The organism is Bradyrhizobium macuxiense, from assembly GCF_001542415.1.
Taxonomy (GTDB): Bacteria; Pseudomonadota; Alphaproteobacteria; order Rhizobiales; family Xanthobacteraceae; genus Bradyrhizobium; species Bradyrhizobium macuxiense.
The window spans coordinates 1-17,306 of sequence record NZ_LNCU01000088.1 but is presented as its reverse complement, the minus strand read 5'-3'; the positions used below and the strand labels follow the sequence as shown (position 1 = coordinate 17,306).

Below are 17,306 nucleotides of genomic sequence, written 5' to 3'. Positions count from 1 at the left end.
GTCGTCCGGATTCGTTTTCCATTTCCAGCTCGCAAGCAATGGCGCGAGACGCGCGTGTAGCCTGACGATCCAGACCGACAGCGCCAACGAGGCGACGCGGATTTTCCGCGAGAACTGGACCACCATCGAAACGATGGCGCGCGACGGTGTGAGCGCGGGAACGGTCAGTTCGACGCCTGTCTGCCTGGAAATGTCATGACATGCTGATCGCGCGGCGCGCGGTGTTGCAGGGGTAACCGCGCCGCTTCGCGGGCGAGATATCTGTGTAGCTGAGCTGAAAGACGTCGCAGGCGCGGATGACACAGCGCGACCGTTTGACGCAGTAGCGCGCGATGCCGCTCGCCGATCGTCGTGAAGCGCCGAGCATGCAATCCACGCCGGCTCGTCGACACGTCGTGAGATGTGCCGCGCAAACCAGTCTGCGCCATCGCCCATCTTAGAGAGATTCAAGTCCAGTCCAGTTCTTTTCACGCGCGGTGGCTGCTAGAGGCCACGGCACGAATGTTCTTGCTGACTGGAAGTATCGGAAGTGACTGTCAACGCGGATGGCCGGCTTGTCGGAGACCATCGAACCCCTGCCGACAAGGGCCGTACCCATCTGCTGATCGGCGCAGCCTTCCTGCTCGCCGATCTCTCCTCCGCGGCGACAGCAGCGAACGCGCAATCGAGCGTTGCGCTGCCACCCGTCACGGTGGAATCGCCGACGCAAAAGCGCAAGCCCGCAACTGCGGCGGCGAGATCGGCGCAGCGGACGCAAGCCGCGGCAGCAGCCCGCCAACGCAACCGCAATGCCCAGCCGGCACCGCCGACGCCGTCGGAGCGCGCCGCCGCCGCGGCCGCCGCACTGAACCAGGCCAAGCTCGGCTATCGCGCGATGCCAAGCTCGACCACGCTGCGCAGCGGCGCCTCGCCGCTCGACACCTCGCAAGCGGTCAACATCGTGCCCGAGCAGGTGCTGAAGGATCAGCTGCCGCGCAACATCGATGACGCGCTGATCAATATCAGCGGCATCACCCAGACCAACACGCTGGCCGGCACCCAGGATGCCGTGATCCGCCGCGGTTTCGGCGACAATCGCGACGGCTCGATCATGCGCAACGGCATGCCGCTGGTGCAGGGCCGCAGCTTCAATCCCTCGGTCGAGAGCGTCGAGGTATTGAAAGGTCCGGCATCGCTGCTCTACGGCATCATGGATCCCGGCGGCATCGTCAACACGATCAGCAAGCGCCCCGAGCTTTATCAGCACGGCTAGGTCACTTTGCTCGGTTCGACCTACGCCAATTCCAGGACCGGCGCCGACGGCACAATCGACGTCACCGGCCCGATCGGCGACGGCGGCCTCGCCTATCGCTTCATCGGCTATGGCGTGAGCGAGGACTACTGGCGGAATTTCGGCCGTCACCGCGAGATGCTGGTTGCGCCGTCGCTCGCATGGTACGGCGACAACACCACGGTACAGCTCAACTACGTGCATCGCGAATTCATCACCCCCTTCGATCGCGGCACCGCTTTCGATCCCGTAACGAAGGCACCGCTGGCGATCCCCGCGACACGAAGGCTCGACGAACTCTTCAACAACATGTGGGGCACCTCCGACCTGATGCAGGCCTCGGTCGAGCATCGCCTGAACCAGGATTGGAAGGTTTTTGCCGCCTATAGCTACAACACCGAGACCTTCAGCGCGAACCAGCTCCGAATCACCGGCTTCAATACCAAGACCGGCGTCGAGACGCGCAGCAATGACGGCACGTGGGGCTCGCTCAGCAATGTCAGCTACGGCACCTCCTATTTGCAGGGCAATGTCTGGCTCGGCAACATGCGCAACGAGGTGGTGTTCGGCGGCGACGGCCAGTACCGCACGATCTACCGCGACAATTTGATCCGGCAGGCGACACCGAGCTTCAATTTCTACAATCCGGTCTATGGATTGGTCACGCCCGGCACGACGGTGTCCGCCAGCGACAGCGCACAGACCGACAAGCTCGGCCAGTGGTCGCTGTTCTTCCAGGACACGTTGCATCTGACCGAGCGGTTCGCGCTGGTCGGCGGCGTGCGCTACATGGATTACGAGCAGATCGCCGGCAAGGGCCGGCCCTTCATCACCAACACCAACGTCTCCGCGGACCAGGTGCTGCCGCTCGGCGGCGTCATTCTCAAGCTCACCGACCAGGTGTCGCTGTATGCGAGCTACACTCAATCGCTGAAGCCGAACTCGACGATCGCTCCCTTGAGCAACGGCGGCGGCGTGGTGCTCGGCTCGAACATCGCACCCGAAGAGGGCGTGCAGTACGAGACCGGCGTCAAGTTCGATCTCAACAAGCGGCTCTCCGGAACGGTCGCCCTCTACGACATCGACAAGAGCAACGTGCTGGTCAGCCAGCTCGACACCACGACCGGCCTCAACGTGTACACGACCGCAGGCAAGGCACGCTCGCGCGGCATCGAGGTCGACGTCACCGGACGCCTGACCGACAACTGGAGCATGATCGGCAGCTACGGCTATACCGACGCCCGGGTGACCGAGGATCCGACCTATGCGGGCAACCGGCTGCAGAACGTCGCGATGAACACGGCCTCGCTCTATCTCGTCTACGATTTCGGCACGGCCCTGCCCGGCCGGATGCGCCTCGGCGGCGGCGCGCGCTATGTCGGCGACCGCGCCGGCGACGCCGCAAACACCTTCATGCTGCCGTCCTATACGGTCGCTGACGTCTTCGCGACCTATGAGACGCAGTACGAAACTCTGCCGGTGATCTACCAGTTCAACGTCAAGAACCTGTTCGACACCGTCTACTATCCCTCCGCCGTCAGCAACCTGGCCGTGGCCATGGGCGACGCGCGGCGCTTCTCGCTGTCGGCGACGGTGAAATTCTAGCATGGGCACAGCGCGGACAGCGATCGGGTTGCTGGCCGCGCTGGCGTCGGCCATCGTCGGCTGCACGGCGGTCCGCGCCGACGAGATCACGCTCTACGCGACCCGCGAGGCCAAGCTGCTCGAACCGGTGACCGCGGCCTTCACCGAGGCGAGCGGCATCGGGGTCAAGACCGTCTTCATCGGGGACAGCCTGGTCAAACGTCTGACGGCCGAAGGCGACGCATCGCCTGCCGATGTCCTGCTGACCATCGGCCTCGACAAGACCGCGCAGCTCGCCAACCGCGGACTGACGCAAGGCTTCGCATCGTCACAGGTCGATCAGGCGGTGCCGCCGAACCTGCGCGGCGGCGGTTCGCAGTGGATCGCGCTTGTTCTTCGTCCGCGCGTGGTGATGGCGCGCAAGACCGATCCACTTGCCGCGATCGACTATGAGGATCTCGCCGATCCCAAATGGCGCGGCAAGCTGTGCATGCGCTCGGTCGAGCACCAGAACAATGTCGCGCTGGTCGCGGCCTACCTCGCCCATCACGGCCTCGAGGCGACGGAGGCCTGGCTCAACGACCTGAAGGCCAATCTCGCGCGCAAGCCCGACGGCAAGGACAATGACGTGATCCGCGAGATCGCGAAAGGAACCTGCGAGATCGGCATCGGCAACACGGTTGCGCTCGCGCAGCTGCGTGACGGCCGCGACGGCGCCGACTGGCGGGCATGGGCCGAGACCGTCAAGGCGGTGCCGACCACATTCAAAGGTGGCGGCACTCAGGTCAACCTGACGGGCGTGGCGATCGCAAAACATGCGCCCCACCTGGCGGCCGCGCAACGGTTCATCGAATTTCTCCTCACGCCGGCGGCGCAGACGATCTTCGCCGCCGCCGAGATCGAATATCCGCTGGTCGCGGCGGCCGAGCGGCATCCGATCCTCGACGAGATCGGGTCGTTCCCGCCCGATGCGCTGCCGATCGACCAGATCGCCGCGCATCAGCAGGCCGCGATAGCGCTGATCAGGAAGGTCGGCTTCGATGAGTGAGCTGCGACGTCCCATCAACGCCGCACTGCTCCAGGTCCATTCCATCGCCGGCCTCGCGCTGGCGCTGCTGTGGGCCGTGGTGGGGATCACCGGCGCAACGATGAGCTTCGAGGACGAGATCGAGGCTGGCCTGAACAAGGACATCATGCGCGTCGACGCCAGCGCCACGCGACGGCTGACGCCGGATGAGCTGGTCGCGCACCTGCAGGCCGCTGGCGAGAGCGGCAAAGTCTCGGCGGTGACGATGTCGAGCGATCCGTCCGCCGCGGTGCGGCTCCGGTTCGCCCGGGACGAAGGCGGCGCGCGGCCACTCTCGGTCTATGTCGATCCCTATGACGGACACGTGCTCGGCTCGCCGCGCGGTGAGGCGTTCTTTGCCATCGTCCGCAAGCTGCATCGCTGGCTGCTGCTGCCTGGCGACGGCAACGGCTATGGCCGCAAGATCACCGGCACCGCCGCGATCTGCCTGATCGTAATGCTGATCACCGGCCTCGTGCTGCGCTGGCCGCATCGCGCCCGCAGCGTGAAGATGTGGCTGAAGCCCAATCTGGCGCTGCGCGGCCGTGGGCTGCATCGCTCGCTGCACGCCGTGATCGGCACCTGGGTGCTGCCGATCTATCTGGTGATCACGCTGACCGGCCTGTGGTATTCGTTCGAATGGTACAAGGCCGGCGCCAACTGGCTGCTCGCGCGTCCCCCGACCACGACGATGCAGCCCAAGCCATCGCGCGGTGCGGCTGACGCCACCGCCAAGACCACCGGCAAGGCCGACGCCAAGCCACTCGCCTTCGATCTCGTCTGGTCGACGTTCCTGCACGAAGAGGGCAATCGCTATGCAAGAGCCCTGCTGACGCTGCCCGCCGGCGCCGGCACGGTCGTGCGGGTCAGGTCGTGGGCGCCGGACTCGACGCTCGAGAGCGTGCGTGACGAATTCCGCATCGATGCCGTCACCGGCCGCCTGGTATCGGCGGACCTCTACGCCGACAAGACGCTCGGCGAGCGCGTCCTCGCGGGCGTGCTCGATATCCACCGCGGCGCCATCCTGGGATGGCCAGGCAAGCTCGCCTTCATGCTGGCCGCGGCGCTGATGCCGCTGTTCACGGTGACGGGCTTCCTGCTCTATTTGTCGCGCCGCAGACATCGCGGCCTCGCACGGCCAGCGATCGCAAGCCTCGTTCCGGGCGAATGAGGCGCATTGGCTCCTATGGCCGCCTCTTCACGGCTCAAGGCATCTTTGCAGACACCAGCTTGGCGAGCTCGTTGACGCGCCGGGTGGCGTCGTCATGCAGATCACGATCGCGGTCCTCGCCACCGACCCGAACCTCGATGACGAGCCGTCCCTTGCGGATATAGATCGAGTTCATGACGTTGATGCTCGCTTCGTCGCCAAGCCCGGCAACGTCGGTCTTGGCATCGCCGGTCTTGCGCACCACCTGATAGAACTTCTTCGATATGTCGTCGTTCGCCGCCATGTTGGAGACGATCAGGGTGACGTCGTGCACCACGAAGCGTTTTTCGCCATTGACCATATCGGTCCGGCTGGTTTGGTAGACGCAACGGATCGGCTTGGGCAAGGCCTCGACGTGGTCGATGCGCGATTCATACTTGATCTGGCCCATCGTCTTGCGCGGCGGATCGATCTTCATGTCGCCGAAGATCGCGCGGACGTCTTCGGGCGCCAGCAGCGCACAGGCATCCGGCCACTGGTCCACGGGCGCAACCGAGGAGGTCCGCGTATCGTCGGGAATATCGACGCCGCCGTTTGCGGCAATCGGCGTCGCGGCCTCGATCATGCCGGCCCCGGGCTTCCATCGCTTGGCCGCCTGCGTGGCGAGGGCGACGACATTCGGCTGCGACTGCGGCGAGTAGACGTCGAGATTGACGACATAGATCAGGTCGCCCTTGCGCACATACACCTTGACGACCGAAGGCGAGGTTTCCACGAACGCTTCGTCGCCGATACCGGAGAGCGGATCGGTCCGGTAGTTGAGTTTCTGGTCGGCATCGACCTTTTCACGCATCGAACGCATCGACGCGAAGGTCGCATTCGAGGCGTGCGGACCATCGCTGTCGCCGCCATATTGCACGACCGTGATCGTGGCAAATTTGGTCAGCTCCGCCCTTGAGGTCGGGCTTGGCACCCTGACCGTGTACATGCAGCTCTCGCTGTACTGCGGGCCTTTGTAGATCGGGCTCAAGGTGGGACCCTTGCTGGCGACCGGCCTGCCGGGAAACAGCGCTTCGAGATCGCCTTGCGTCAACAGTTTGCACGCATCCGGCATGTTGGCGTTGGCCTGGGCCGCAGGTTCATCCGGCTTCGACGGTGCCGGGTTCTGTGCATGAAGCGGGACGGCAGCGAGGCAAATGAGAAGAGAAACAGACCAAATCGCGGATTGCTTGAAGGACATAGGCAGACGCCCCTTTGATTTTCTTGTTGTTGCGCGCTCGACCGGAAGGAAACTGAACTCGCGATCATCAAGTAGCGCATGTCGAATGTGCTTCATTGTCGCTTCGGCACGGGCGTGCCGGGGAGCGCATTATTCGGCTGCGCCAAGGAGAAATTGAGGCGGAGTACGCCTCGCTCCACATTTCGCCGTCACGTTGTCCATGCACGAACCTCCGGCTCGATCGAAAACACAGAGGCTCCCGCTTCAGCCGCGCACCGCTGCGCGGTGAACGGTGGATCGCACGCGGCTCACGGCCCGTCGCCTGCGGCGCGCAAGGCGGTCAGGCCCTCGCGAAAGCTCGGATAGCGCAGCGTAACGCCGAGTTCGTCGCGCAGAAGCGTGTTGCGGACGCGCTTGCATTCGCTGAAGAAACTTTGCGACATCGGCGTCAGCTCCGCGTACTCATAGGGAATTTCCGGCGGCGGCGCGACACCGCAGAGGCTGGCGGCAAACGTCACCACATCCTGCGGCGGCGCGGGCGCGCCGTCGGCGCCGTTGTAGATCGCGCCGGCCCGCGGCCGACCGAGCGATGCCTCGACTATCTGCGCGATGTCCTCGACGTGGATCCGGTTGAACACGTGTCCGGGCTTGACGATCCGTCGCGCCTTGCCTTCGGCGAGCTGAACGAGCTGGTTGCGGCCGGGGCCATAAATCCCCGCGAGGCGAAAGATGTGGACCAGAATGTGGTGCGTGTCACCGAACTGCTGCCACTGCCGTTCCACGTCAAGTCGGCGATGCGAGGCCTCGCTCGTCGGCACCGGCACCGTCGCTTCATCGACCCATCCGCCGTCACGATCGCCGTAGACCCCGACCGTCGACAGATAACCGATCCAGCGCAGGCGCGAGGCGGCCGCGAGATCGTCGCGATAGACCTCAAGCGCGGGATCGCCGCGCGCGTCCGGCGGCACCGAGACCAGAACCGCGTCGCTATCAGCAAGCTCGCGCGCGACGGCCCCATCGCGCTCGGCAGACGCGGACAGCCGCATCGCGTAGCCCAAGCCGGACAGCTGATCAGCTTTCACCTGCGAGCGGACCGTGCCGGCGATGGCCGCGCCACCCGCAGCCAGTCGCTGCGCGATGTAGGTTGCCGAGTAACCCAGCCCGAAAATAAAAAGCTTCATCCGCGATCCACTTCACCCGCCGGGCTCCATCCATCGACGAAGCCCACGCCAAGGCCTGGAGCTCACGCACCAGCATGCTTCGGTGAGCGGCCTGCGCCCTCTATCGCATGCTTCGGCTGCTCTCCCCAAGCTGCTTCCAGGGTATCGCGGTATCCCCAGGGATCAATGGGGCACGGATTGGCCGCGGTGGTGCGATCAGAGATCGGTCCGCTCTTCCGCGACGTCGCGGCGCTGCTCCATGTTGAAGCGCCCAGCATAGATCGGCCGTCCTCCGGTGCTCGGGCCCGGATATTGCACGATCAGGATCTCGCCGCCGGTCGCGGTCTCGAACTTGCCTTCGAAATGCGGGTCCGGATGGAAGATCATCGTGCCCGGCGTGTAGAGATTGTCGTCGATCTTGAATTCGCCGCTCAGATGTACCAGACCTGCGCGAACTCGTGATTGTGGATCGGATGATGCGCGCCCGGCTCCAGCCGCAGGATGCCCGCGTTCGGCTCGGTCGGCCGCTCCGGCCGCGGATGGAACAGCATCTTGCCGGTCTCGCCGGGCCAGCGGATGGTCTCCCACTCCACATCGTCGATGTGCTTCGCCTCGTAGGGCAGGTGCCTGCCGGTCGCGGTTGCCGTCTGCATGGATCAGTCTCCCTGGGGCTTGCTCTTGGTTGATCGGGGCGGAGCGGCGGCGCTCGGCACGCGCCACCAGTCGAAGTGCTCGACCTTCAGCGGCGACTTCGCGACCACCATCAGGATGCGCGCTTCGTCCTCGCTGATGTTGTCGGCGCGGTGCGGCAGCTCGGAATTGAGGAAGATGCCTTCGCCCGGCGCGAGGTCGAACACCTCGGCGCCGACATGGAAACGAATGCGGCCGCTGATCACGTAGCAATATTCCTGCCCCGGATGCGACACCATCAGGTCCATCCGGTTCTTGCGCGGGAACGAGAGGTGAAACACCTCGAGATCGTCGTTCGGCATGCCGCCCGCGAACAATCGCCAGCGATAGCCGGTGCTCGGAATGCTCTGGTCTTCGCCATGGTCGCCGTGGCGATGCACCGTGACGTGACTGCGCGACTGGTCCTGCGGCGCAGCGAACAGCTCGCTGACACCAACCTCGAGCGCCTGCGCGATCTGGATCAAATTGGCAACGGAGCTCGACACCTGTCCGCGTTCGAGCCGCGACACGAAGGCGTCGGACAGTCCGGTGGTGTCGGCCAGCTCCTTCAGTTTCATGCCGCGCTCCTCCCTCAGCGAGCGGATGCGTGCACCGAGTCTCGCCAGCGTTTCGTCCTGCGTCTTCATTGCCGAGACCCTCTCCCGAATTTGCTTCCTTGTCAATTAAAATTGCTCTACAAGCAATTTTTTCTGCGACTGACGCAGAGATACTGCAGGAAACGACGCCGTTCTCCGCTTCGGAGCGCATGCGAGTTGCGTACCACGCAACCAAGCAAGCAAGAAACAACACCTTGGAGGAGCCCAACCATGACGACGCCATTCAAAGCCTTGTGCGCGGCGCTGACCGCGACCTTGCTGCACACCTCATTTGCGCACGCCGCGATGTCGGACAATGTGGTCCGCATCGGGGTTCTCAACGACCGCTCCGGTGCCTATTGCCGACCTCGGCGGCGAAGGGTCGGTCGTCGCGGCGAAGATCGCCGCGGACGAATTCGGCAACAACATCGGCGGCGTGCCGGTCGAGATCGTCTCGGCCGATCACCAGAACAAGCCGGACATCGGGCTTGCCATCGTGCGGCGCTGGTTCGATACCGAAAAGGTCGATGCCGTCGCCGACATCTCCAATTCCGGCGTCGGCTTCGCAGTGACCGCGCTCGCCAAGGAGCGCAACAAGATCGTGCTGAACGCGTCGGCGTCCTCGGACTTCACCGGCAAGGCCTGCACCCGCACCTCGTTCCAGTGGGTGTACACCAGCTACACCAACGGCTACGACCTGGCGCGGGCGCTCACGGCGCAGAAGCTCGACAGTTGGTTCCTGATCACGGTTGACTATTCGTTCGGCCACGCCTTCGCCGCCGACATGCGCCGCGCGGTGGAGAGCGGCGGCGGCAAAGTGATCGGCGAGGTGCGCCACCCGCTCAGCACCGCCGACTTCAGTTCGGTGCTGTTGCAGGCGCAGGCCTCCGGCGCCAAGGTGATCGCGCTGGCGAATGCCGGTGCCGACATGACCAACTCGGTGAAGCAGGCGGCCGAGTTCGGCATCACAAAAGGCCGGACCCTGGTGGCGCCGACCGTGTTCCTCACCGACGTCGACGCCATGGGCCTCGCGTCGGCGCAAAACCTACAGTTCATGACCGCGTTCTACTGGGACCGCGATGCGGAGTCGCGGGCATGGGCCAACAAGTTCTACGAGAAGGTCGGGCGAATGCCGACCATGACCCAGGCCGGCATCTACTCCGCCGTGCGTCACTATCTGCGCGCGGTGCAGGCTGCGAACTCCGACGACGGCCTTGCCGTCGCCGCCAAGATCCGCGAGCTGCCGGTTGCGGACGCATTCGCCCACGGCACGGTTCGCGCCGACGGCCAGTTCGTGCACGACATGTATCTGGCGCGGGTCAAGACCCCGGCGGCCTCGAAGCGACGCTGGGACTATTACGACATCGTCGCGACGATTCCCGCCGAGCAGGCCTTCCGTTCGCTCAACGAGAGCGGCTGCGAATTGGTCTCGCAATGACGCGCACGCGGACGGCGTCCGACGCCGTCCGCGTGCCGACAACTGGCCGCGCGCGCCGTTTTGACGTGGCTGTACCGACGCAAGAACACCGCTGGCCAAATTGTAACCGGCTGTATCCCCGCTGCGCTCCTCCCAATTTCCGCCATGGCGAAACTGGCAACTCCGGCCGATTTCGGAATGACGCGGAGACATCAACTTGCGCAGCATATCGGTATTCGTCGGTGGGATGATCGCCGCGGTGAGCTTGCTTTACACCACCGTCCCCTTCGCATTGGCGCAACCGGCGCCGTCGGATCAGGGCACGCGCCGCCCACAGTCGGGCCGCGATGCGTCGCCGGCGAGCGCGGCCGAGATCTGGGATGCCAATCACGACGGCGTCTACGCCTGCGACGAGTGGAAGAGCTATCTTGGCCGGCTGTTCGATCGCGCCGACCGCAACCGCGATGGAAGCCTCACGCCCGCAGAGTTCGAAACGGTTCGTCGGGCGAGCAGCGGTGTCCTCGCCGATGCGGACTTCGGCTATTTCGACGAGAACCAGGACGGCAAGATCACGCGCAACGAGTTTGTCGGCAAGCCGAACGAGTTCATCCTGCAATTCGACAAGAACGGCGACTGTCGCGTGACGCCGGACGAGTTAAAGAGCACCGCAACGGATCAGAAGCCACCAGGCGGCAGAGGCAAGCGATTCTGAGACAGCGTGACCGAAGTCACGCTTCTGACGCGCGGGCAGCGAACCGGCCGTGCCCCGCACAGAAAATATTTTTCACCATGTGCGTGCGGTCCGACGCCGACTCATCGGTGACATACGCAGGGCGATTTGACGGCGGCGAAATGGCCGACCGCAATATATTCGCGATGACCTCATCCGTTGAAAGGCTGGTGTCAGCTGAGCGCCCCACATAGGGGCGCAAATTGCCTGATTTCCATCCGGGCCGCGCCGCTCACTTTACGTGCACGACTCCTCATCCGTAAGGCTGACGTAAGCCTCGCCGAGTAGCTTGACCGCAAGCTCGGGGTTCGGTTGAGGGCTGGCTGCTCGTAGAGGGCGGGAATGGCATATTTGAAATCATATTCAGCCTTGCGGGGCAGCAGCTTTTGAACCGCAGGGAATTGCTGGTCGGCGTGGCTGCAGTCCTTGCGGGTGAGCGAGGCCGGGCCTTCGGCATCAATCAGCGCGAGCCGAGCGAGGATCACTCCGATTCCGTCGAGAACGGAAAGAGCGGCAGCGATCCTGCCGTTCTCCCAGACTTCGCCTTTGAGCTTGAGACGGAGGCGCTTGCCGATGCATGGGCTGCGGCCGGCATCACGATGACGCGTCGTCGCAAATGCACCTTCAACCGGGGCATCAAGCGCCTGAAGAGCTTTCCGCTCAGCGATCCGGTCTGGCCGTGTCTTGCCCACCTCGGCAAGGCCGGACCGACGCTCGGCACCTCAAAGATCAACATCAAGAGCCCCGGCACCTTTGATCTGACGCAGGTCGGCGACGTGACGCTTGTTGCCAACACCACCGTCGCAGCTTCTGGAGGCGGCTATTTCCGGATTACGGGTCTGACATGCTCCAGCCTTCCTCCGACCAGCCACGCGGTTGGCGTCTTCTCTTCTTCACCCGGAGCTGTGGCCGACACATCGTCGGAAATCGGCGCCAACAACTCCACGACCGGCATCACGCTTGGGATATGGAATAGCGCAGCGAACCGGATGGCTGCGCAGAGCGGCGATGCACTCGTTCCCACCATCGGCGGTACCACGGATTGGGACGGCCAGTATTTCAACGCTGTCTCGCGAGGCAACTCCGCCAACTTCCAAGCCTACCGCAATGGTCGTCTGGTCGCCAATGTCGCGTCTCTGTCCGCGGCTTTGCCCACGCAGGAGATGTATCTGTTGGCGGCCAACAACAACGGGACTCCGTCGGGCAGCACCAGAGCGCTCTCCAGCTGGTTCGTGGCCCGCCGCAACCTCACCGCGGCGCAGATGCAAGAACTTAGCGCGGTCCTCGCGATGTGGCATCAGGTGATGTCGACCGCCGAGCTGGACACTTACGAAGCCGGTTATCAGCCGCAGAGCGTCACCGCGTACGATGCGATTGTTTATGGTGCCACGGCGGCCGGTGTCGTCGCGGCGCGATCGCTTGCGCGCGAGGGGCATTCGGTCTGTATCGTGGGCGGCTGGCGCGACTACAACGTGAGCGGAATGCCCGGCGTCGGTGGCCTGGGTTGGACTGACAGCACGGCGCCGAGCGCGATCACGGGGTTGGCGCGATATCTCATCGATCGGACCCATGCGCTCGCCGGTGATCTGGGTTGGACCGACGGCACCGCGCCGACGGAGTTCTCAGCGGTGGCGCGATATCTCGGCAAGCGCGCCAAGACGCTCCTCAAAGGCAGGTCGGACATCTATTTCGAGCCTCGCCATTTCGAGCAGGCCAACCGGGAGCTGCTTGACCCGTCATTTGCCGGCGGTGCCGATATCCCGGTCTATTGGTCGACCGGCGCGGTCAGCGCGACCGTTGCGGATGGACAAATTACCGGCTTCACAACGCGCGACGGCCGGACATTCAGTGGAAAAGTCTTCATCGATTGCTCTTACGAGATGGACTTGGCCTATGTCAGCGGTTGCACCATGACGGTTGGTCGCGAGAAGGCCGGCGCCGGCGCAGAGGCGGCGAACGGCTTCCGCGGAGTTCAGACCACTTATGGCACGCGGCCGAACCAGGCAGCCGATCATTCGGGCGCGGCAGTCAACATCGATCCGTGGAACACGCCGGGAGACCCCGCCTCCGGGTTGATTGCCGGCGTACAGGGCGTCTTCACCAACGGTACCCCTGCGAATGGCTCGGCGGATGGCAAGGTTCAATCGATGGCCTACCGCCTGACGTTGACCACGACGCCGGCCTACATGATCCCGTTCCCGTCAACTCCGCCTGCCGGCTATGCGAAATCGAAATATGAAATCCTGCTGCGCCTGTTCGCGGCGGACCCGACGCTGGTCCTGACCGACATATTCAATATCCAGCCGCTGGCGGCTGGTGTCTTCGATTTCAACACGAAGAACATCATGTCGAGCGACTTCGTCGACCCGACCTCGACCGAATACGCCACGGCAAGCTATGCTCGCCGCGAAGAGATCATCGCACTCCACAAGAGCTACATCTTCGGGCTGTGGTACCTTCTGCAATACGACACCGACCGCCGCATCCCTGCCGCGATCCGCGCTTCGGCCCTGACCTATGGTCTCTCGGCGAAGCATTATGTTTCGCCGAATTGGGGCGATCAGCCCTACTTCAACAGCCAGATCTATGTCCGCTCCGGCCGTCGTATCGTCGGCGACGATATGCTGACCGCCGAAGACCTCAACGCGAAGGACGGCACCAGGCCGCGCTCCACCAAGACGATTGCGGTTGCCGCCTACGACATGGACAGTCACGCCATTGAGTATCGGGCCTATTTCGACGGCACGTGGAAGGTCGTCATCGAGGGCAATATCTACGTCACCCCGACCAGCGGCGCGGACAAGAAGGCGCCGATTCCTTACGAGTATATGCTTCCCAAGACGGGTGACCCGTCTAACCTTCTGTGTCTGTTCGGCGGCTCGGCCACCAATGTCGCGATCAGCGAAATCCGCATGGAGCCGCCGTTCTGGCAGATGGGTCAATCGGCCGGTGTTGCTGCCGCGCTCGCGATCGAGAACGGCGACAACAGCGTGAAAAACCTTGCCGCCAACTATCCCGCGCTGCGCGCCCGGCTGCTCGGAGTGAAATCGCTGCTCCCGGGAGAAACGACGCTGTCGCTGCCGACGGTGAACTAGGACGAATCCACATTCACCGGAGCCAGATACAGATTGCGGCGAGGTGGACGAAGGCGAGGGAGTAGTCTGCCCTCCGGTCATATCGAGTGGCGAATCGACGGAAGTGCTTGAGCTTGTTGAAGCAGCGCTCGATGCGGTTGCGTAGCTTGTAGATCGTCTTGTCATGTGGAATGGGGACCTTGCGAGAGCGGGTTGAGGGGATCACCGCTTCGGCGTTCATGTCCGTGATGGTCTTGCGCAGGTCGTTGTTGTCATAGGCCCTGTCGGCGAGCACGGCCTCGGCCTTGAAGCCTTCGAGCAAGGCTTTTGCAGTCAGGTTGTCGTGTCGCTGGCCGGCGGTGAGCTTGAAGCGCAGCGGCCGGCCGAGACCATCGCAGAGCATGTGGATCTTGGTAGTCAACCCACCTCGGGAACGCCCCAATTCCTGAGTTTTGGCCCCCCTTTTCCGCTCGCGGCCTGCTGGTGGACACGAACCAGAGTGGTATCGAGCATCAGATATTTGTTGTCGCGATCTTTGATCAGTTCGTCGAACACCTTCTCCCACACACCCGCCTTGGCCCAGCGGGTGAAGCGCGCGTGCGCGCTCTTCCACTTGCCATAGCGCTCCGGCAGGTGCTGCCAGTAGGCTCCGGATCGCAGAACCCACAAAACCCCGTTTACGAACGAGCAATTGTCGACACCGCTGCGGCCGGCCTCACCCGCCTTGCCCGGCAACATCGGCGCAATCCGAGCCCATTGCGCCTCGCTGAGCTCATATCGCTTCACACCCATCAGCCCGCTCCGAATCAAAACGGTTCGGAATGCATTGATTCAGCATCTTTCTGCTATGGGAATCTTGAGGGTTCTGTGAGGTCGCGTGGCAGGCGCGAGTCGCGCGCTCGGTCGTGCGTGCGACCTCACAGAAGCCGGATTGAACGAAGCTGCGGAGTTGTGGGCGCTATGGGAATAGCGCCGCGGATGCGGCTTCTGGGAAGGCGCGCCTGAGGTCGCCGCGCGTCGGCGACACATTCATCGGATGTGAAGGGCCCAATTGATCGGGCCAAGGGCGCGATCCAGCGAGCGGATTGCTGCGCTGGAACGCGTGGCCGAACGATTGGCGGGGTGTTTGGTGACGAACGCGGCCACGGCGACATCGAACGTCACCGCTGAGAAGCGGACCACGGAAGGGGTCGATGGTGCAGGTGTTGGTCATGACGTATCACAACGAAACGGTTGGTCGCGCGCGCTCGCTCGTGGGACGACATCGACGCGCCGCATGGTGCCGCCGCAATGTGGGCAGACGGGGATCTCGCATGTGGCGAGGGGATCGGGGGCGGCTTCTTGATCAGTTGGCGCGTTGCAGACAGCAAGGAGTTGACGGCAGAGGGCGATCTTATCGTTGCGGCCGCCGTTGGCGAGGAAGCCGTAGTGCCGGATGCGGTGGAAGCCGTCCGGCAGAGTGTGCAGTAGAAAGCGGCGAATGAACTCGTCGGCGTCAAGCGTCATTACCTTGGCTTTGCGATTTTGCCGATAGTCCTTCCAGGAAAAGCTCACCTTGCCGTCGGCAAGCGAGATCAGCCGACTGTTGGCGATGGCGACGCGATGCGTATAGCGGCCGAGATAAGCCAGCACCTGTTCGGGCCCGCCGAATGGTGGCTTGGCATAGACGACCCAGTCGGTCCGTCGAAGTTGATTAAGGCGCGCGGCGAATGCAGCTGGATCGGCGAGATGGGCGAGAGCGCCGAAGAAGCCCAGCTCGCCAGCCGCGAAGGCAGCTTGCAGCTCTTGCAGAAACAGGCGGCGGAACAGCCGGGAGAGAACGCGCACTGGCAGGAAGAAGCCGGGCCGGCAAGCGACCCAGCGCGTGCCGTCGAGCGAGGGTCCACCGCCCGGCACGACGCAGTGGATATGCGGATGGTGTTGCAGGGTCTGGCCCCAGGTATGGAGGACGGCAGTCACGCCGAGCTGAGCGCCGAGATGCTTGGGGTCGGCTGCGATGGTGGTGAGCGTCTCGGCCGCGCAGCGGAACAGGATGGCATAGACGACGGCCTTGTTCTGGAAGGCGATCTCTCCGGCGGGGGCCGGCATGGTGAAGACGACGTGGAAATACGGTACGGGAAGGAGTTCAGCCTGCCGTTCGGCGAGCCATTGCGCGCGCGCCGCGCCCTGGCACTTCGGGCAATGCCGATTGCGGCAGGAGTTATAGGCGATGCGTGTGGCGTCGCAGTCATCGCACTGCTCGACGTGGCCGCCGAGCACAGCCGTCCGGCAGGCCGTGATCGCGCCCATGACGCGCCGCTCGACGCGGCCCAGATGCTCGGCACGGGCTTGCCGAAACGCTTCGCCGTGGCGGCGGAAGATATCCGCCACTTCCAGAACCGGAGCCATCAGGTCCGCTCAGCCGGGCGGCACGACCTCCAGGCGGAGCCGGTCAAGCGGACTTGGCGTGTTGCTGATGGTCTTTGTGGCGACCTGAGTATAGCGCGCCGTGCTGGCCAGACTGGCATGGCCGAGCAACATCTGGATGATGCGCACGTCGGCCCCGTTCTCCAGGAGATGGGTCGCGAATGTGTGCCGCAACGTGTGCACCGTCACCGATTTGCTCAAGCCGGCTGCCGCACAGGCTGAACGGCAGGCGGCGTGCAGCACGTTCGGGACGAGCGGGCGTTCGTCGTCGCGGCCGGGAAACAACCATCGCTTTGGCCGAGTGAGCCGCCAATACGTCCGCAGAATCCTCAAAAGCTGCGGCGAGAGCATAACGTAACGGTCCTTGCCGCCCTTGCCGTGCTCGACCCGGATCAACATCCGTTGGCTGTCAATGTCGACAACCTTCAAGAGGACCACTTCCGATACGCGCAGTCCGGCGGCATAGACCGTCGTCAGCGCGGTACGGCTCTTCAGGCTCGGGATCGCCTCCAGAAAGCTCACCACCTCGTCGGCGCTCAGAACGACCGGCAACTTGCGCGGTTGGCGCGCATAGGCGATGCGTTCCGGAACGGTGTCATGACCAAGCGTCACACCGTAGAAGAACCGCAGCGCGCAGACGATTTGGTTCAGCGCCGGCCAGGACATCCCCGTCGCCACCAGATGAACCTGGAAGGCACGGATATCCTCCAGGTCAAGGCGGTCGGGAGAGCGACCGAAATACCGGCTCAACTTCGCTACGGCGTTGAGGTAGGATTGCTGCGTCGCCGGTGACAGATTGCGGACCGTCATGTCCTCGATCATACGGCGGCGAAGTGGGCTGATCTCAGCCATCGGAAAACCTCCTGTCTGAAGGGTTGGGCTTCGAAAACCCGCAATCCTCTCAGACAGGAGGCAATCCTTGCTATGGCTCCCTACATGCCGCGACAGCGGCTTCGTTCAATCCT

At 63.8% G+C, this 17,306-nt stretch carries 11 protein-coding genes and 3 pseudogenes; 6 read left to right on the top strand and 8 right to left on the bottom strand.

The features are described from left to right. Positions 1-529 precede the first annotated feature (529 nt). The 3 genes and pseudogenes from AS156_RS25470 (at position 530) to AS156_RS25460 (ending at position 5,091) form a co-directional block, all read left to right on the top strand. Positions 530-2,875: pseudogene (locus tag AS156_RS25470) on the top strand (TonB-dependent siderophore receptor). Position 2,876: 1 nt separating this feature from the next. Next, positions 2,877-3,902, top strand: a complete 1,026-nt coding sequence (locus tag AS156_RS25465) for an extracellular solute-binding protein (protein WP_066510163.1) — start codon at positions 2,877-2,879, stop codon at positions 3,900-3,902. Continuing rightward, positions 3,895-5,091, top strand: a complete 1,197-nt coding sequence (locus AS156_RS25460) for a PepSY-associated TM helix domain-containing protein (protein WP_066510162.1) — start codon at positions 3,895-3,897, stop codon at positions 5,089-5,091. Before AS156_RS25465 ends, AS156_RS25460 begins: the two co-directional genes overlap by 8 nt. A 34-nt stretch (positions 5,092-5,125) precedes the next feature. Here the strand turns inward: AS156_RS25460 and AS156_RS25455 are convergent, their stop codons facing one another. From AS156_RS25455 to AS156_RS25440, 5 genes are all read right to left on the bottom strand, one after another. After that, positions 5,126-6,163, bottom strand: a complete 1,038-nt coding sequence (locus AS156_RS25455; protein ID WP_201456109.1) for a hypothetical protein — start codon at positions 6,161-6,163, stop codon at positions 5,126-5,128. A gap of 434 nt (positions 6,164-6,597) precedes the next feature. After that, positions 6,598-7,470, bottom strand: coding sequence for an SDR family oxidoreductase (locus tag AS156_RS25450; protein WP_066510158.1), 873 nt, complete (start codon positions 7,468-7,470; stop codon positions 6,598-6,600). A gap of 195 nt (positions 7,471-7,665) precedes the next feature. Continuing rightward, complete coding sequence (locus tag AS156_RS43505; protein ID WP_201456108.1) at positions 7,666-7,836, bottom strand: hypothetical protein; 171 nt, start codon at positions 7,834-7,836, stop codon at positions 7,666-7,668. Positions 7,837-7,880: 44 nt separating this feature from the next. Continuing rightward, positions 7,881-8,102, bottom strand: coding sequence for a hypothetical protein (locus AS156_RS43500; RefSeq protein ID WP_201456107.1), 222 nt, complete (start codon positions 8,100-8,102; stop codon positions 7,881-7,883). Between the two features lie 3 nt (positions 8,103-8,105). Next, complete coding sequence (locus AS156_RS25440; RefSeq protein WP_066510157.1) at positions 8,106-8,765, bottom strand: helix-turn-helix domain-containing protein; 660 nt, start codon at positions 8,763-8,765, stop codon at positions 8,106-8,108. A 180-nt stretch (positions 8,766-8,945) separates the two neighbouring features. Here AS156_RS25440 and AS156_RS25435 point away from each other — a divergent pair. The 3 genes and pseudogenes from AS156_RS25435 to AS156_RS25425 all read left to right on the top strand — a co-directional run bounded on the left by AS156_RS25435 (position 8,946) and on the right by AS156_RS25425 (position 13,956). Continuing rightward, a pseudogene (locus AS156_RS25435) lies at positions 8,946-10,152 on the top strand (ABC transporter substrate-binding protein). A 196-nt stretch (positions 10,153-10,348) separates the two neighbouring features. Next, a complete protein-coding gene (locus tag AS156_RS25430) occupies positions 10,349-10,843 on the top strand; it encodes an EF-hand domain-containing protein (RefSeq protein WP_136626431.1) in 495 nt (164 codons plus the stop codon). Between the two features lie 404 nt (positions 10,844-11,247). Then, the gene (locus tag AS156_RS25425; RefSeq protein WP_066510140.1) at positions 11,248-13,956 is read left to right on the top strand and encodes an FAD-dependent oxidoreductase; all 2,709 of its coding nucleotides are present in this window, start codon (positions 11,248-11,250) and stop codon (positions 13,954-13,956) included. A 13-nt stretch (positions 13,957-13,969) separates the two neighbouring features. Here the strand turns inward: AS156_RS25425 and AS156_RS41160 are convergent. From AS156_RS41160 to AS156_RS25405, 3 genes and pseudogenes are all read right to left on the bottom strand, one after another. After that, a pseudogene (locus AS156_RS41160) lies at positions 13,970-14,673 on the bottom strand (IS5 family transposase). Positions 14,674-15,144: 471 nt separating this feature from the next. Beyond that, a complete protein-coding gene (locus tag AS156_RS25410) occupies positions 15,145-16,326 on the bottom strand; it encodes an IS91 family transposase (RefSeq protein ID WP_245312562.1) in 1,182 nt (393 codons plus the stop codon). Between the two features lie 6 nt (positions 16,327-16,332). Next, positions 16,333-17,193 (bottom strand): tyrosine-type recombinase/integrase, encoded by an 861-nt coding sequence (locus AS156_RS25405; RefSeq protein WP_066501385.1) that lies wholly within the window; start codon positions 17,191-17,193, stop codon positions 16,333-16,335. Between the last annotated feature and the right edge of the window lie 113 nt (positions 17,194-17,306).

Excerpts from the sequence above, each read along its gene's own strand:
- AS156_RS25460 (WP_066510162.1), top strand. The coding sequence starts at position 3,895 with ATGAGTGAGCTGCGACGTCCCATCAACGCCGCACTGCTCCAGGTCCAT.
- AS156_RS25405 (WP_066501385.1), bottom strand. The coding sequence starts at position 17,193 with ATGGCTGAGATCAGCCCACTTCGCCGCCGTATGATCGAGGACATGACG.
- AS156_RS25465 (WP_066510163.1), top strand. The coding sequence starts at position 2,877 with ATGGGCACAGCGCGGACAGCGATCGGGTTGCTGGCCGCGCTGGCGTCG.
- AS156_RS25450 (WP_066510158.1), bottom strand. The coding sequence starts at position 7,470 with ATGAAGCTTTTTATTTTCGGGCTGGGTTACTCGGCAACCTACATCGCG.
- AS156_RS25440 (WP_066510157.1), bottom strand. The coding sequence starts at position 8,765 with ATGAAGACGCAGGACGAAACGCTGGCGAGACTCGGTGCACGCATCCGC.
- AS156_RS43505 (WP_201456108.1), bottom strand. The coding sequence starts at position 7,836 with ATGATCTTCCATCCGGACCCGCATTTCGAAGGCAAGTTCGAGACCGCG.
- AS156_RS43500 (WP_201456107.1), bottom strand. The coding sequence starts at position 8,102 with ATGCAGACGGCAACCGCGACCGGCAGGCACCTGCCCTACGAGGCGAAG.